The following is a 16218-nucleotide window of genomic DNA, read 5'->3' as shown; positions in this document are numbered from 1 at the left end:
TTTCAATGGTTCCTCAATTCTATACAGCCCCTAGATTTTTTGCATCTTTCTGCTTCTCAACTTTATGCTGGTCTTCTGTGCTATCGACTTTCCAATAGCTGGATATGTATAAATGCGTTTTTGGTATTGAAAAATATGTTTTAAAGTGATGGCGCAGGGCGCGCATACTATGAAATTTACATGCTGCCCACACCGCAGGCTGGCCTGCTAGCCACGTAAGCGTTTTAACCCTTTCAAGTAATGGGCTGCTTTCGGTATTTGGATGTGAGTTGATCACCCAGTGAATGTCAACGTTGTCTGGTTTTTTGAGTAGTTGCTTATCCGCTTCACTGGTGACCTCAAGGACTGCATAGCCGCAGGCATCAGCAGGTAGCTGGGCAAGATTAACGCTAATGGCTGGTAGCGCTGTCATATCACCAACCAATAAAAACCAATCTGCCTCATTATTAATCAGCTTCTTTGGCCCTGGGCCGCCGACCAATATTTGCTCACCCACTTGGGCGTTACGTGCCCACATTGAAGCAGGCCCTTCAGCGTCATGCAAAGCAAAATCCACATCTATTTCATCCTCACGTTGTCCGCTAATGGTATAAGTGCGCATCAGTGGCCGAGCCCCATGGTCTTGAGGAAATATGAGTTTAATATAAGCGCTTTCTTGATCTTTTGGAAAGTCAAGCAGGCCAGTACCGCCAAGCGTGACGCGGTACATCTGTGGCGTGATGTATTTGGTACGAACAACATTCAATGTTCTTGGAGCGGGTTTTGCCATTTTAATGCCTTTCTTAATTTAAGTGTTTCATTTTTTAAGTTATCAGTTTAGATAGCGCCAGTATATAAAACGGACATTCTCTAGTAATGATAAGCTCTATATTGTTTAAAAGTTGGCCTTTAGACTGACGGACATCTGGCGCTCGGGTCCCATCCAGCAGTTATTACTATCGTAGCAAGTACCGACATAGGTTTTATCAAACAAATTATTGATACTAGCGCCAACGGTGAGCATCGGATGGATTTGATAGCTGCCACCAATATCTACCAAGGTCACACTTGGCAGCTCGTCTGAATTTTGCTTATCAAGTTGCATGCCGTCTTCATATCGAACCCCTGCATTGAGAGTAAGCTTATCTGTGGCGTAATAGTCTGCCCACAGTGTTGCTTTGTGTTTAGCGGTTTGTGCTGGCGTATTGCCGACCACGTCAGGGTTGAATTCATCTTCGGTAATCTCAGCATCGGTATAGCTGTAGCTTGCAGCAATATCTACCCAATCACTTAGCATGTGGCTGCCTGAAACCTCGAACCCTTTAGAGGTGATTTCACCCGTTTGAGTTTGACTTCTATAACTGATTTCATCAGCCACCACGACGTTCTTTTGCGTAATATCAAACACCGCCAACGTTCCTTGTGTGGCGCGATCTGGGGACAGATATTTGATACCAGCTTCTAACTGGTCAGCGGTGGTGGGCTCAAATGCCTTATTAGTAACAAAGTTGCTACCGACAACAGGCTGAAACGACTGTGAATAGCTGGCATAAGGAGAGAAGCCATTATCAAAGTCATAAATGGCAGCAAGGCGACCACTGGTTTTTGATGCGCTGTTATCAATCGTTTTGTTACTATAAACCGCACCTTTAGAGGCGTCGGTTTGCTCGGTAGTACTGTCGAACTTATCGTGGCGTAATCCTGCCACTACCGTCAAATCTTGCCACTGCATCTCATCTTGTAAATAAAATCCCAGCTGGCTTTGTTCGATGTCTTGTTTCTGTCGATAAATATCTAATGGTAGTGTGCCAGCATCGATTTGCGAAAAATCGGGATTGGACAAATCAAGGTTGGGGGTGCCATCTGCGCCAGCATCGTAATAAGTGGCGCTACTGTCCGTTTCTTGATATTCCACACCGAATAATAAATTGTGCGATGTATTGGCAGTATCTAACTGATAAGCCAGCTGATTGTCGGTGGTCCAGTTGTTCATCTTTTCATCAGTGGTATAGGCCACACGATTTAAAATCTTATCGCTACCCGTGATAAACCCTTCTTGATTGTACATATTGCGCTGCTGCGCTTCGGCATCGGTATAGCGTAGGATATGCTTAAAGGTTAATTTGTCATTGATAGCCCAGTTGACAGTCACACTTGGCATCAGAACTTCTTTGCTAAAATGATTCCATTCGTCTCCTGCGTAGGCATCCCTGCCTAGCTTGCCATAACTGGCATTGTAGACTGTCCCAACAGCCGGCAGCGGGGTAGAAGGCACCATCTCTGGATCGTCTTGATAAAAAATATTGGCAAGAACGGAGACATCTTCTGTCGGTCGCCATTCAAGTGACGGATTAATTAAAGTGCGCTCTTCTTCTGTGGTCTGCATCTGACCCTCTTTTTTACGTTTTAATGCCACCAAGCGATAATTAAGCGTATCTGAGATAGGGCCGGTCATATCGACTGCCACTTCTTTGAGGTTTTGATTGCCAAAGCGCAACTGTACTTCAGACTCTTGGGTGCTTTTTGGTGTTTTGGCGACCTGATTGACCATGCCACCTGGTGCCGCGTAGCCGTAAAGTGAAGATGCTGGGCCTTTTAACACTTCTACCGCTTCAGTCGCATAAATGTCTACTTGCGGCATCAGGTTCCAAGCGCCGTCGTAGGGGAGGCGCAATCCATCATAAAAATTGGAATAAGTCTTAAAACCACGAATGTTGTATTCATCAAAAATAGATACCGTACCGCGGCTCTCAGTACTCACCCCAGGCTCATAACGTAACGCCGCATTAACGCTATCTGCTTGACGTTTTTGTAATAGTTCTTGATTGATTCTGCTATAGCTCATTGGGGCATCACTAGGGTCTAATGCAGTTTTAGGGCGTGTCCTCAATTCATCTTGCAATGAATGATAGTACACGCCAGATAAAGCATTGACTTAAAATTACGAGCCAACTTCTCATAGCGAGTGGCTATACTACGGAAGTGCTTGAGTCTCGCAAACATATTTTCTACTAAATGGCGCAGTTTGTATAAATAGCTATCAAACTCTGGATTAGGCTGTTTGGCATTTTTCCTTTTAGGGATGACAGGCACCATATCGTGGGTACGGGCTTTGTCTCTGATGGCTTCTGAGTCATAGCCTTTATCAGCGATAAAGTAATCAGCTTGACCAATCATGTCAATCAATTCACCTGCAACTTGACTGTCGTGGACTTCACCCCCAGTGATTTTAAAATCGAGCGGATATCCATCGGCATCACAGGATAGGTGTATCTTTGTAGTTGCTCCGCCACGGCTTCGTCCAATTGCTCGATCTTCACCACGCCGAGCTCCACTTGCATGCTGGTGACAGCGAACATAGCTTCCGTCGATGAATACCCATTCCGTATCAACTTCTTTTCGTAGGCTAAAAAAAATTTCTCCCACAAACCCGTTTTTGACCATCGATTGAAACGGTTGTAAGCGGTTTTCCATGGGCATAATTCTTCAGGTATATCACGCCAAGGAGCACCTGTACGTAGTTTCCAAAGAATGGCTTCCATCACGTCACGATTCTTATCTTTTCGGTAGCAACCATGTTGTGCCATAGTCACTTGTAGCTGTTCCCAGAGATTATCGGTCAATGCTTGTCTGGCCATTTTTCTTATATACCTCTTATTTTATAAAGTGTATGCTTTATTTTAGAAGATATATACTTTTTTGCCAATTAGGGACACGCCCTAATAATGATATTGCCAAGTATAGATCTAACCTAGCAATAAGCTGTGAGCTGGTTGAAAGCATGTAATTATGATGATGTCATTAGTCTGTCACATTAAGAATCTAGTATAGCGTCATACAAATTCTTGATTAGAAAATAGCAGGTAAGATGATGTTAGATATAAAACAGGAAAAAGACATACAAGTTAGCCCACAAAGTTTTGATGCCATTATGATGTTAGCAATCACTACGGTCGCAGATGATATTGGTGATGCTCCTACCATTGACACGCCATTATTTGATGAAGCTCGAGAGGCTTATTGCGCTGAGCTTTTACAAAGTATTGTTGAATGGCAAAAACAGAACAGCGAAGATCTTTTGTTTGACTCGAATGCTACTCAAAATTACACCTATGCTAAGCGAGAGGCATTAATAAAGGTTGCAGAGGTAAAGCTTTTTAATGCTTTGCACGAAGGAGACTCTATTAGTGAAGAAATGATGATGTAGGGTACTAATCCACTTAATAAAATTTAAAAAATAAAGCAAGGAAGAGCAGGCTTGTCTAGGTATTATTATATGACTTGACCCATGCCGCACTGTAGTGTTATATTTTCTACAATGGCAGTAATTGTAAATTGATTTAAATATGAATGTCTTGAACGAAAGATAACTCTCCGGTTCTTTCGTTTTTTTATTGCCTACGTTTTTGTACCCGATATGTGATTTTCCATATCGGGCTTTTTTATGTCTACGATTTAGCATGGAAGCTGATATGTGCGATCTAACCAACCAAGAGGCCTATGATTATTATCAAGAGGTAACCGAGTCGTGCGACAAAGATTATTGGCTGCAGTTTCTTAAGGACCGAGCAAATAGAGGCGTGGAAGGTGCTCAAGGTTTTGTAGATAAGATTGAGTTTTGTAATTAATTACGGGCCCATAGCGCAGATGGTAGCGCAATACACTGGGGGTGTAGTGGTCAGAGGACAGGACTCATAATTCTAACGTCACAGGTTCAAATCCTGCCGTCTTCATTATGTTAAATTAATCAGTTTTCCTTCCTTGAATGGTTTGGGCGGTTTTTTATAAGTTATATAGCTACACCCGATAATATGTTGTTATAATTTACTTTTGTTTGTATTTGAGAGAACGAAGTGAACTATAAAAAAGTTAGCATTGGTATAATTGGGGTTTTAGTTTTATTTTTTGTTTGGTCTTATTCAAGCAGTCTGAAATCAGCCGAAGAATCAAACGAGATTGCATTAGATGATGCTTACGCTGCTATCGAAGAATATAAGTTGATTATAGAAAATAGCAAAGCTGAAATCGAAAATCTTCAAAGTGAAATGTACAATGCTCATCAGACAGCTGACAATATTAGTGGAATGTATTATCAATTCAGCTTTATTCAATCACAATCAGAACTTGACGATTTAGCGTCTGACTTAGATAGTGAGGCTAGCCAATTGAAGTCTCAACTTAATGATGTGGACAGTTCAATACAAAATCTTGAAAGCCAGCTAGATGCAAGCGAATATTCTTACTGATAGATAGTAATATACCCCACTCTCAACTTCGAAAGTGATTGAAAAAAGAAGAGCACCTCACTAATCTATTGTTTTCGACCAAGAATACAATGGAGTTGTGAGATGCCCATAGACGAATTTATCATCAATATCTATTTAATGGTAGAGCAATATTACAAAATAGTCGTCACCAAACCCTTGCGAAGTGCAGGTTACGCACCAAAGTTGAGTGATCCTGAGATCATTTGCATGGAGATGGTCGGTGAATTTTTAAACCTTGATCAAGACAAACAGATTTGGCAATACTTTACCCAGCATTGGCAAGACTGGTTTCCAGCCATCGGCTTATACCCTAACTTCGCAAAGCACTGCGCCAATCTGTGGCAAGTCAAACAGCAGATACAAGATAAAGTCAGTGAACTTGAGGGCCGTGACAACATCCATTTTATGGATGGTTTTCCGATACCCGTCTGTCATTATGGACGCGCTTATCGGCATAAAAACTATCAAGACTTAGCGGCTTTTAGCTACTGTGCGGCTAAGCAAGAGAGATACTATGGCTTTGAGGGACATTTGCTTGTTAACTTATCGGGCATGATTAAAGGCTTTACCTTTGCTCCTGCCAATGTTGATGAAAGAGCGGTTGCCCCAGAAATCACCACTCATATTCATGGGCTACTTGGCGCTGATAAAGGGTATATCAGCCCTAGTCTGACATCGTACTACGACGCTCAAGGCGTGGATTTACAAACGCCACTCAGAGCTAACATGAAAGAGGATAGACCCAAACCTGTGGTAAGACGGCTGATGAAAGTCCGCCGTATCGTTGAAACAGTCATTGGTCAGCTATCAGAACGATTTAATATACAAAGGGTACGAGCAAGAGATTTATGGCATTTGTCTCATCGATTGATTCGTAAGATTCTTTCACACAATCTGTGTTTTGTACTCAACAAAAAACTTGGTAATCCGCCTCTTCAGTTTGAATTGCTTATTTCAAGTTGAGAGTGGGGTAGTACGTATATTTATTACTATCCTAAAAAAGCTTGGGGTTCACAGTCTCAGCAATCAGCACCTATAGTTGATACCCAATCTTTAATTGATCAAGGACTAAACTTCCATGACTCTACCTCGACTCGATAGTGTAAAGAAAACGGTTAGCAGCTGGATTGTACTTCTACTGCTAACCACATCTGCCAGCACACAGGCAGAAATACACGATAAACAATTGAACTCAAGCAAAGTGATTGATGTTCAATACTTAATAAGCAAATCTACGTTGAGCTGTTCTTTTAACACCTCAAGTGGAGAACTAATAAGCTTTTATACGAATCTTTTGGAAAATCCATCAATAGAGAAAAAAACAGTCAGTTTATCATTGGCAATAAATATAAAGTAAAAAATGTAAAATCAATAAATAGCACATTTAAGAAAACGAAAAATGAAATATCTAAGAATATGGATACTGACTTCAATAAATTCGGTGTTAGAGTACTCAGGATTTCTAGTTTTGCTCAAAATGGAGATAGTGAAAATTTTGGATATTACATTATTTTGAAAGGTAAACCTTCATTCAATAAGAGTGTTTTACAGAAGCATAATATAGAATTAACCTATTCAACTATAGAAGAAACTAATGGTGGTAACACACGGATTCGATGTATTTTAGTTGGTTGATAGTTATATATAGTCAGCTCAAAATAAAATTGTTATGGTTGGGACAAACATCATAAAACAATTTGGATAAGTCGTTTTCCATCCAGCCTTGGCGTAGAAACTTCACCTGAGCCCATTTTTTCTCCCACTCGAGCACAGCTCTCGTCTTGCGCTCGGGCAAAGCAGTGCTTTGCTTTATCCTCGCTCAGGATTCAGATCAGGGCTGTACGGCGGCAACCATAGAATACGATGACCATGTCTGTTCAGTAGCTTTTGAATACGCTTGCTCTTATGAAATCGAGCGTTATCCATCACAATCACGCATTTGGTTTTAAGACTTGGGATTAGGGTTTGTTTGCACCAGTTGTAGAATATGCTGCTGTTGATGTTTGTCTCAAAGTAATCAAGCGCAAACAGCATCTTTTCATACAGAGCACCAATAACGTTGGTTCGCTTTTTACCTTGCCAGTTGTAGCTATCGATACAAGGCTTACCAATCGGTGCATAACCATGAGAGCGAATGGTTTCAGCCTCAAAGCCGCTTTCGTCCATATATACAATGGGGTAGCCTTGCTGCTTAAAGTGCTCAAGCTTATTCTGATACGCCGCTCTTTTGATCGGACAGGCTTTTGGATGTTCTAAAGTCTTTTTTTTGACTGATGCCTAGGCGCTTTAGGGCATGATGAATGCCTGTTTTACTACAGTTTAAACGACGTGCTCGCTCGTACTGATAATCATCAGGATGTTCTTTGACATCATTGAGTAGCACGTCATCTGGTATTTTATAGGGTTTGGTTTGCCTGGTTGTTTTGCTATGAATACGTCTCTTCCAGTTCTGTATCGTGGTTGGACTGAGATTATAAAACTCAGCCGCCTCGGCAAAGGCCATACCGTCATCTATACTTTTAAGAACTTGCATACGAAAATCTAGTGAGTAAGTCATAATCTTTATGATAACAATTGGATTTAATAATTAGTTTATAACACTTTTAAGTGGAATTGACTATATGCTGAAGAAACCGTACAAGTAAACTTGGTAAACTAACGACTCAACGAGGAGTTTACCATGTCCAAGAAAGTTAGAACTTACAGCACAGAATTTAAAGCAGAAGCTGTCAAGAAGATAGCGGATAATAATGGCAATATTTCAGCTACTGCAAAGCAGCTCGGGATCGCCATGCAAACCTTATCTAACTGGCAGAATAAAGCCAATCAGGGCAAGCTTGTGGGCACTGAACAATACGATCCTGATCTTATGAGTGCTCTTCAAGAAATAAAGCAGCTCAAGCGTCAGCTCAAAGTGGCTGAAGAGGAGCGCGAGATCTTAAATGAGGAGGGATAAAGCGAAGCACTGCTTCGCCCCGACGCAAGATGAGAGCTATGCTCGAATGAGGCGACGGCGTACTTCGCGAAAAACAGCCCGTAAAGTACGCCTTTATTAAAGACAATCAGCAGATATTTAGCGTCACTACTATGTGCCGTGTATTGAGCGTTAAGCCCTCAAGCTACTACGATTGGCTAAGTCGTGACTTAAGCGAGCAGCAAATACATCGTAATCAGTGCGAGTTACTGGTTAAAGCTGCGCACAGTGAAACCAAGGAACGCTACGGCTTTGAGCGTCTACAGGCGCACCTAAACGGGCAAGGACATGATATCAGCCCTTACATGGTTAGAAGCATTAAAGAGGAGCATGGCATCAAATGCCGTCGCCACAAGCGCTTTAAAGTCACCACTGACTCTAATCACAATAAGCTGGTCTATGACAACGTATTAAATCAGCAGTTTGATATGCAAAGACCGAATCAAGCTTGGGTCAGTGACATCACCTACATCTGGACAAACGAGGGCTGGCTGTATTTAGCAGGCATTAAAGACTTATACACTAAAGAGCTTGTCGGTTACGCCATTAATAAACGCATGACTGCTGATTTAGTTTGCCGTGCACTCACTATGGCAATCAAGAACAAACGACCTCCCAAAGGGCTAATAGTCCACTCTGACAGAGGCAGCCAGTATTGCAGCCATGCCTACCACAAGATCATTAAGCAGCATCAATTTACAGGCTCAATGAGCGCTAAAGGCAACTGTTATGACAATGCGCCGATAGAAAGCTTCTGGGGTACATTGAAGAATGAGCTGATATATCATAAAGATTATAAAACCAGATTTACAGCCATCAACGATATCATTAGATATATCGAGCTGTACTACAACCAGACGAGGATTCAAAAGGGCTTGGGCTATAAATCGCCAAGACAGGTGTGGTTTGATTATTATCGTCAGGCTGCGTAATTAAAATCTCCCAAGTTTAACTGTACGGATTTGACGGCAGGGGTCACTTTAGGTAATGCGAGGTTATGTCTAAATACAATGATTGGTGCGCCCACAGGGACTCGAACTCAGGATGGTAAGCCTTGCTGCATAAGACGTTTACAAATATTTATTATAGAACTACTGTATAGACTACTGTAATAAACAAAAATGACGCTATTTAACGTCATTCTGTTTGGGGTTGTTCGGTGCGTTAAGTATATCATCGATTTTGGGTTTCAACCACTTGTTAGGTCTACCCTTTAGATCGGGCGCTGGCAAGAAGCCGCTATCACGTTTTGTCTGTACGGTGGTAGTTGAAGCCCAGCCAAAGAGGTTTTTGATATCAGCGGTGGTGTAATATTTACCAGTCATGGCAGCGTCCTTATTCTATAGGTAGTCAGTAAAGAAAATGGATTGGTCATAGGCGGGTTGCAAATCTACCTATGACCAATATTGATTATTGTCTAAAATGGCAGGCAATCATTGCCTTCAAGTCGCCATTTATTTATCAAGTGATTGATATCATCAACAAAATTAATAACATCATCTTTCATGTTGGCGCATGCGTGCATGTCTAAAGCGTGGTAATTAAGAATATTGATGTGACTATCAAAACCTTCTAGACTTCCACTTTCAAAAATTTGATAGGTAAAGTTTCGCTTATTAGTCATAGCTAGCTCAGCACGTCAGCGCCATGAGGTAAAGCAACGTTCCATAACTAAATCATCGGTAAGCTCATAACCGTAGACCACATAAGGTGTATCTACATCAACAATTCCAATCATTTCGGCATCATCAAGGATAGGGTGGTTATGATTTAAAGCCCGCTCTGATCGCATACCAATATTAATCAAACTTCTTTCACTGTTTTTCATATTGCTTGAGTTGAAGGTAAAGCCATCAATTTTGACTAAATCTTTATTATCGGCTTGCATGTATAAATGCGATTTCCAAGCTTGATTGGCAAAGTCTATCTGACTGCGATTATACAAGCCGTAAAAGCACCCGTATAACTCAGCCTCAGTCATTTTGCTACTTAGAAATGACTGGTAGATATCAAGCCAGATTGGGTTAATTTTATCAACCTTCATCTGTCACCTCACTTTCTGCTTCTACTACTTCACTGGCATCAACAGTATCAGCATCAGGCTCAACAACATCAGGCGTGTCAACAAAGCACTTAAGCTGATTGTCAAACTCAATACCATCTACACTTTTGGCAGCCGTCCAAATATCGATCTTCATTTGCTTGTATAGCGGGTGGGCCGGCTTTAGAAAGTCAATCAGGGTATTAATGTGCTCAGCGCCATCAATACGGATTAGCTCAGCCCTTAGGTAATCAAGTTCTTTTGAGATTTGGCAGCTTCTAGTGACAAGCTATTAATATGGTCTTTGGTAGCCTGAATGATATTACCAATGATATTTTGACCGCTGTGATTAGGCTCATGATTACGCCACCTCAATCATTAAGCTTTAATTAATACTCTTATAGCTTACTTTGGTTAGGTTCTGAGCCTGTCTGTTGTACTCATTATCTATAGCTTCAACAACCTATCTTCTTGTTAGCTGCTTATCACTAATAAGGCTAAAGTTAATGCCTGGGCCAAATAGCTTATGCTCAAAGTGAATGATTAAGTTTGGCTTGTTAAGGCTTGAGTTGCCGCCAAAATTGCTGCTATTTCTAGCTACCCGCGCAAAGTTTTCATCATCTAAAACAAGCAACTCGCTATTACGTTATGAGCTGTCGCATTGAAATATCTGTGACAAGTGCCATCTGTCGAGTAAAACTTGTATGGGTAGATTACCTGTGCGTTGTCGCTGAACGTAACTTAATTTTCTTGGTTGGAATGTGCCATAATCTTATCCTTAGTTGTGAAAGCCCCTATCTGATTCGAGTCTGTTGGGGTTTTTTTTATTGCCTGAAATCAGGCGGTTGTTAAGGCGTTATTTCTTTGTATAATTTGATAATACACGCAGTGTGGTTTGATAGTCAATAGGATATATAAAATAAATCGCGTGACGTGTCTTTATAGACGGCAAAAAACCCGCTCAATAGCGGGTTATATAGTTTTTCTAATTTGTACGGCGTGAGTTTCTACCAATAGCTAGTTATTTTATTTCTAATAATGCCAATCAGCGTGTAGTCATTTATAGAGATTGCGCCATCACTAGGTATATCTTTATTTAATTGAGTCAGATAAAAATCATCTTTAGAGTTGCCCAAAACAACTTTCTTTATAACAGCGTACTTAGCACCTTTATGCTGAGCAACTACAAAATCCCCGTCACTTATACTTATACCATCAACATCGGTGTGAGGTTCTACACAAGCATAATCACCTGCTTTAAACTCAGGCATCATGCTATGACCCACAACAACTAATGCAAAAGAATTGGCTGAGAACCCATCGAGCCGCTTTATCCATCCTAATTTCTCAACATCGACATCCTCAGAGAATCCCTTGCCGTCAAACCACTCTAAAAATAATCTGCTATAGCCATCAACAGATATCATTTCAACAACAGGCATATCATTCTTGTGCTTCAAGATATGACTTTTTTTATGGTCATCACTACTCATACCAGTAAGTATCTCGACTTGGTTCTTATAGCCAGTCAAAATATAATTAGCATCAACGCCATACAACAAGCCAGCATCAAGCGCTCCTTCTTTAGATACGCCCCTACTGCCCCAGTTGGTTACTGTTGAAGCACTTACCTTCAAATCATTAGCAATGTCAATCTTACGCTTGTTGCCTGATACCTTGTGCAATCTCTCCATGCTGGCGTGCATATCCTACCCCTTATTAATAGTCATCTACATTAATGGTGTTTAGTTATTATATTACATCTATACCACAAAGCACACGCCATGTAAATAATACTTAGAAATACCTATTGCGAAACAAATACACATCAGGTATATTTCAGCGATACACACAGAGAAAATTGACAATATTATGAATGACAAGTTAATTATCGAGAAGTTGGGCGGCGTCAATGTTGTATCAAAAGCGCTTGGCTATGAATACAACACTGTCTACAACTGGACAACTCGCGGCATATCCGCATTTGCCAAAGTTAAATATCCACATCTATTCATGCCAGCGAAATTAAGTGACTTAAAGAAATTGGAAGTCGCTAAATAGCAGGCAATAAAAAGCCTTGATGACTGTAATCACCAAGGCTTCACTTCTAAACACAACAATAAGGATTATATCACATGAATATCTTAACTCAAAAATCAAGTCTAACAATAAGCAGTTTACAGATATCTGAAATGCTAGCTAGTCGTCACGACAAGGTTAAGCAAAGCATTGAGCGACTATCTATTGACAACGAAAAGAGAAGGGCGGTCATCACGTTACCCCCATTGGGGGAAGCGTCTTTCAGAGACTTATCTGGTAGAACTCAACATACCACAGCTTATATGTTCTCAGATGAACAAGGTAAACGTGACAGCATTATTGTAGTAGCTCAGCTATCGCCTGAATTTACGGCGGCATTAGTTGACCGATGGCAAGAACTAGAAAAACAACAGGCACAGCCAGTGTTTCAAATACCTCAAACGCTTGGTGAAGCGTTACAGCTTGCTGCTAATCAAGCTTTACAGATTGAGCAAGCCAAGCCAAAAGTCGATCACTATAACGCGGTTGTAGAATGCAAGGGCTTATTGAATGCTACCCAAGTCGGTTTAAAGCTAGGTATGTCAGCGATAGCGCTTAATAGGGTATTAGAAGAGCTTGGCGTCTATAACTGCTCAGTGAAGCGCTCAAGAGTCTTTAAGCAGGCATTCGTGAACAAGGGTTATGGCGTGCTTAAACAGACTGAACAGGGTAAAACACAGTCGTTGTTTACGACATTAGGCGAAGCTTGGGTCATTGAGAAGTTGCAGTGAGAAGGCGTTGCATAGCAGACAAAAAACAAGCCCGTTCAGACGGCAATCTAAACGGGCTTCACTAAATACAAGCTACAACATATTAAGGTAATTATAACATGAAAACAAAAGATGGGTCAAATCAGCAAAATGACGCTGGCAAGCCTACATATAAACGAAAATTTGAGTACGGGTTTACTTCAATGGATAACAGACTGTTTTACCTACAAGAAGTACTGAAGCCTAACGAATTTAGTATATTTATCAGGATTTATCGTGCCACAGAGGGCTATGACGGAAGACCAAAAGCTATGTCAGGCACTTACTTCCAAAAGCTTTGTAATATGAGTAAAAACACGGTTACAAGCGCAATCAAAGGTCTTGAGGAATTAGAGCTTATTTTCATTAAAAAGCGGTCAAAAGCAGTCTCTTTTTATTTAGTTAATCTTAAAAAGATGGACGATATGTATCAAGAAATTAAACAAAATATCGAATCAGAATTTGAGGGTATGACCGATAAAGATGATTTGTGTTTCCCAAAATATGGGAATCATGACGATAAAAACGATGATATTGATAATTGTGATTCCCAAAATATGACCAAGTGTTTCCCAGAATATGACCAAGTGAATCCCAAAATACGACCAAGTGAATCCCATATTTTGGGAAGTAATAAAGAAAAGCTTAAAGAAAAGAATAAAGAAAAGATAGAGAGTGATGTTGAAAACAAAAAACCCGCAGTTAAATCTCAGACTAAAAAGCCAGCGGTCAAAAAAGAGACATACAACGCCATTGATTATCCAATTCCTTTTTTCATTGAACAAGAGGACTGGATCGGATTTGTAGAAATGAGGGCAGATAAGAAAAAACCATTATCTGAGAGAGCTTGCAAAATGCTAGTCAACAAGTTAACGAAATGGCATGAGCAAGGCTTAGATATCAACCAAGCGATACAAGCCTCAATCATTAACAGCTGGCAAGACGTATATGAGCCAAAACCTACCAACTTACCAACAGTCACCAACAACCAGCAAGGATATAACAATGGACAACAACAATCAGCTAGCCAGCCTACCTCAGACGCACAGAGTTACATGGACAGCCTCAGACGAAATATACCAGCCGCCACAGCCATCCGAGACGTTAATTAATGCGGTCATTGAATTGTTTGGTTACTTCAAGATTAATTTTGGTACTAAGTTCAAACAGGAAGAGTGGGGCGAAGACCGAATGATGGTTTGGGCTGAGACACTAACAGAGTTACAGATAACACCAAAGGAGTTCAGTGAAGTAGTCAGAAAGGTCAGACACCTAACATGGCAGCCAACAACCCCAGCTGACTTTGTAGCGCTAGGCAGGCAAGTAAGCAGTGAATACCCCGATAGTTACATTGCTTACGTCGCAGCAGCTAACAGAAAGTATTTACACCCAGCCGCACACGAAACAGCAAAAAGAATTGGGATAAAGAAGCTAGCGAGTGAGCCTGAATATAACACTCTTAAAATTTGGAATGAAGTTTACAAGACTGTATGCACAGAACACGCTCAGGATAGCGCCAAATTCAATCAGAGCATAGCCCAGATTGAACAAAGCAAGCAGAATGATACAAATGTACTAGAAGCACCCAAACAGCGCTCAAAAGAGCAAATACAAGCAAAGTTAGATTTAATTGACAACATTAGGAAATCGCTATGAACAACTTACAAGTACAACTGTATAACTTAGATTATGAGAATGCCGTACTAGCAACGCTAATGAGCGATGAAAATACTTACGCAAAGATATGTGAGATTGTGAATGAGGATGATTTTGCTGCAGAGAAAAGCCGTCTTATATTCAGAGCGATTAAGTTATTGTCTGAGGCGGGCGAACCTGTTGACCTAGTGACCGTTCATGACCAGCTTGAACGCACCAAGTTGCTTCACAGTGCTGGCGGGGATTCATATCTAGCGCTGGTGTTAAGCTCAGCTTTCATCGGTAACTTTCACTTAATGCACTATGCCACACGTATCAAAGAGCTATCACAGCAACGCCGTATTCGCTCAGTGCTATTTGGCGCTCATTCTGCCATCAACGACGACGGTAATGATGTTGATGTGAAAATCAGCAATATCGTCTCAGAGCTGATTGAAGTATCAAAAAATAGCAATGATGCCACTAAGAAGCCAAGGTCAATTAGTAGTTTGATTGAGGGGTTTTTGACCAATCAAGAAAATCTAATGAAAGGTATCAAACCTAAGTTTCATAAAACTGGTTTTTTAGACTTAGATCAAAAAGCGCAGATTCAAAACGGTCACTTAGTCGTACTGGCGGCAAGACCCGCTATGGGTAAGACAACGCTTGCAATGAATAAGCTGGCAAGAATAGTTGATAATAATCGCGTACTAGATAAAGACGGCAAGGTTATTAGTGAGAAAACAGGCGTCATATTCTCACTAGAAATGCCCACTGATGAAATGATGATTAAGTTTTTGTCAGCTGAGGCAGGCGTAGGCGTTAATAATAAGAATATCAAAGAAGGGCTTATCACAGAAGACGAATGGGTTGGTATTCAACAGAAGATTGTAGAACTTGGTGAAGATTACCCGCTCTACATTGATGATCAGCCGATGATTACTTATCAACAAATGCGATCTAGGTTGGTACAACTTCAAGCCGAAGGTAAGGAGATTGGCGTTGTTGTTATCGACTACTTACAAATCATGGGCGGGCTTGACGCTAACAACTTGACCAACTCTATTGCAGAAGTCACAGGCAATCTTAAAGCGCTGGCTAAAGAAATGAATTGCCCTATCATTTTATTGTCACAGCTTAACCGCGATTTAGAGAAGCGCCCAAATAAACGACCAATCAACTCAGATTTACGATCATCAGGTTCGATTGAGCAAGACGCGGATATCATCATTTTTGTCTATCGTGATGAAGTCTATAACGAAAACAGTGAGCACAAAGGAGTAGCAGAAATCATTATTGGTAAGAACCGCCACGGTGAGATTGGCACAGTCAGACTTGGATTCGATGGCGCTAAATCGAAGTTTACCAACTTCATGCCGCAATACGACGACGGACACCCATTTCACGCATAGCAACCAGCAATAGAGATTCATCGCAAAAAACATCACTTACAGCCTGATAAAACCACTAGATACCCACCGGTAGCCAAGATAA

19 protein-coding genes and 1 pseudogene are annotated in these 16218 nt (G+C 40.9%); 11 read left to right on the top strand and 9 right to left on the bottom strand.

From position 1 onward, the window contains the following. Positions 1–19 precede the first annotated feature (19 nt). The 3 genes from RAH45_RS07155 to RAH45_RS07145 all read right to left on the bottom strand — a co-directional run bounded on the left by RAH45_RS07155 (position 20) and on the right by RAH45_RS07145 (position 3617). On the bottom strand, positions 20–769 hold the full coding sequence (locus RAH45_RS07155) for a siderophore-interacting protein (protein ID WP_306495081.1): 750 nt from the start codon (positions 767–769) through the stop codon (positions 20–22). 105 nt (positions 770–874) lie between these two features. Then, positions 875–2824, bottom strand: a complete 1950-nt coding sequence (locus RAH45_RS07150; protein WP_198329173.1) for a TonB-dependent siderophore receptor — start codon at positions 2822–2824, stop codon at positions 875–877. Between the two features lie 41 nt (positions 2825–2865). Continuing rightward, positions 2866–3617, bottom strand: a protein-coding gene (locus RAH45_RS07145) for an IS5 family transposase (RefSeq protein ID WP_306495080.1) whose coding sequence is annotated in 2 segments (ribosomal slippage) — positions 2866–3410 and positions 3410–3617 — 753 coding nt in all. Because the reading frame shifts where the segments join, the coding sequence is not laid out codon by codon here. Between the two features lie 230 nt (positions 3618–3847). Between RAH45_RS07145 and RAH45_RS07140 the strand changes: the two genes are divergently transcribed. From RAH45_RS07140 to RAH45_RS07125, 4 genes are all read left to right on the top strand, one after another. Continuing rightward, positions 3848–4186 carry a hypothetical protein gene (locus RAH45_RS07140; protein WP_225211716.1) on the top strand — a complete coding sequence of 113 codons (339 nt, stop codon included), beginning with the start codon at positions 3848–3850 and terminating at the stop codon, positions 4184–4186. A 253-nt stretch (positions 4187–4439) separates the two neighbouring features. Further along, positions 4440–4607: a hypothetical protein gene (locus RAH45_RS07135; RefSeq protein ID WP_180952491.1), complete on the top strand. Its 168-nt coding sequence runs from the start codon at positions 4440–4442 to the stop codon at positions 4605–4607. A gap of 225 nt (positions 4608–4832) precedes the next feature. After that, positions 4833–5225, top strand: a complete 393-nt coding sequence (locus RAH45_RS07130; protein ID WP_102076308.1) for a hypothetical protein — start codon at positions 4833–4835, stop codon at positions 5223–5225. 102 nt (positions 5226–5327) lie between these two features. Further along, on the top strand, positions 5328–6209 hold the full coding sequence (locus RAH45_RS07125) for an IS982 family transposase (protein WP_306495079.1): 882 nt from the start codon (positions 5328–5330) through the stop codon (positions 6207–6209). An 846-nt stretch (positions 6210–7055) separates the two neighbouring features. On the opposite strand, the gene RAH45_RS07120 is transcribed toward RAH45_RS07125, so the two are convergent. Both RAH45_RS07120 and RAH45_RS07115 read right to left on the bottom strand, forming a co-directional pair. After that, positions 7056–7478 carry an IS630 family transposase gene (locus RAH45_RS07120; protein ID WP_306495926.1) on the bottom strand — a complete coding sequence of 141 codons (423 nt, stop codon included), beginning with the start codon at positions 7476–7478 and terminating at the stop codon, positions 7056–7058. Further along, positions 7453–7803, bottom strand: coding sequence for an IS630 transposase-related protein (locus RAH45_RS07115; protein WP_306495078.1), 351 nt, complete (start codon positions 7801–7803; stop codon positions 7453–7455). Before RAH45_RS07115 ends, RAH45_RS07120 begins: the two co-directional genes overlap by 26 nt. 123 nt (positions 7804–7926) lie before the next feature. On the opposite strand from RAH45_RS07115, the pseudogene RAH45_RS07110 reads away from it, so the two are divergent. Next, a pseudogene (locus RAH45_RS07110) lies at positions 7927–9152 on the top strand (IS3 family transposase). A 195-nt stretch (positions 9153–9347) separates the two neighbouring features. On the opposite strand, the gene RAH45_RS07105 reads toward RAH45_RS07110, so the two are convergent. Then, positions 9348–9545, bottom strand: a complete 198-nt coding sequence (locus RAH45_RS07105) for a hypothetical protein (RefSeq protein ID WP_218690461.1) — start codon at positions 9543–9545, stop codon at positions 9348–9350. 71 nt (positions 9546–9616) lie between these two features. On the opposite strand from RAH45_RS07105, the gene RAH45_RS07100 reads away from it, so the two are divergent. Beyond that, on the top strand, positions 9617–9751 hold the full coding sequence (locus RAH45_RS07100; protein ID WP_306495077.1) for a hypothetical protein: 135 nt from the start codon (positions 9617–9619) through the stop codon (positions 9749–9751). 108 nt (positions 9752–9859) lie between these two features. Here the strand turns inward: RAH45_RS07100 and RAH45_RS07095 are convergent, their stop codons facing one another. From RAH45_RS07095 to RAH45_RS07085, 3 genes are all read right to left on the bottom strand, one after another. Beyond that, entirely contained in the window at positions 9860–10264 is a 405-nt protein-coding gene (locus tag RAH45_RS07095; protein WP_306495076.1) for a hypothetical protein, read from the bottom strand. Beyond that, positions 10254–10418 carry a hypothetical protein gene (locus tag RAH45_RS07090; protein WP_306495075.1) on the bottom strand — a complete coding sequence of 55 codons (165 nt, stop codon included), beginning with the start codon at positions 10416–10418 and terminating at the stop codon, positions 10254–10256. Before RAH45_RS07090 ends, RAH45_RS07095 begins: the two co-directional genes overlap by 11 nt. A gap of 850 nt (positions 10419–11268) precedes the next feature. After that, positions 11269–11967: a LexA family transcriptional regulator gene (locus RAH45_RS07085; RefSeq protein ID WP_306495074.1), complete on the bottom strand. Its 699-nt coding sequence runs from the start codon at positions 11965–11967 to the stop codon at positions 11269–11271. A gap of 166 nt (positions 11968–12133) precedes the next feature. Here RAH45_RS07085 and RAH45_RS07080 point away from each other — a divergent pair, with 166 nt between their 5' ends. The 5 genes from RAH45_RS07080 (at position 12134) to dnaB (ending at position 16136) form a co-directional block, all read left to right on the top strand. Then, positions 12134–12322: a hypothetical protein gene (locus tag RAH45_RS07080; protein ID WP_306495073.1), complete on the top strand. Its 189-nt coding sequence runs from the start codon at positions 12134–12136 to the stop codon at positions 12320–12322. A 74-nt stretch (positions 12323–12396) separates the two neighbouring features. Beyond that, positions 12397–13071 (top strand): phage antirepressor KilAC domain-containing protein, encoded by a 675-nt coding sequence (locus tag RAH45_RS07075; protein WP_306495072.1) that lies wholly within the window; start codon positions 12397–12399, stop codon positions 13069–13071. Between the two features lie 98 nt (positions 13072–13169). Beyond that, complete coding sequence (locus RAH45_RS07070) at positions 13170–14201, top strand: phage replication initiator YdaU family protein (RefSeq protein WP_306495071.1); 1032 nt, start codon at positions 13170–13172, stop codon at positions 14199–14201. After that, the gene (locus RAH45_RS07065; RefSeq protein WP_306495070.1) at positions 14095–14745 is read left to right on the top strand and encodes a hypothetical protein; all 651 of its coding nucleotides are present in this window, start codon (positions 14095–14097) and stop codon (positions 14743–14745) included. Before RAH45_RS07070 ends, RAH45_RS07065 begins: the two co-directional genes overlap by 107 nt. After that, the gene (gene dnaB / locus RAH45_RS07060) at positions 14742–16136 is read left to right on the top strand and encodes a replicative DNA helicase (protein ID WP_306495069.1); all 1395 of its coding nucleotides are present in this window, start codon (positions 14742–14744) and stop codon (positions 16134–16136) included. The genes RAH45_RS07065 and dnaB overlap by 4 nt, the downstream gene beginning before the upstream one ends. The last annotated feature ends 82 nt before the right edge of the window (positions 16137–16218 follow it).

The organism is Psychrobacter sp. van23A (genome assembly GCF_030845275.1).
GTDB classification, from domain to species: Bacteria; Pseudomonadota; Gammaproteobacteria; order Pseudomonadales; family Moraxellaceae; genus Psychrobacter; species Psychrobacter faecalis.
This window is presented reverse-complemented; position numbering and strand designations above follow the sequence as displayed.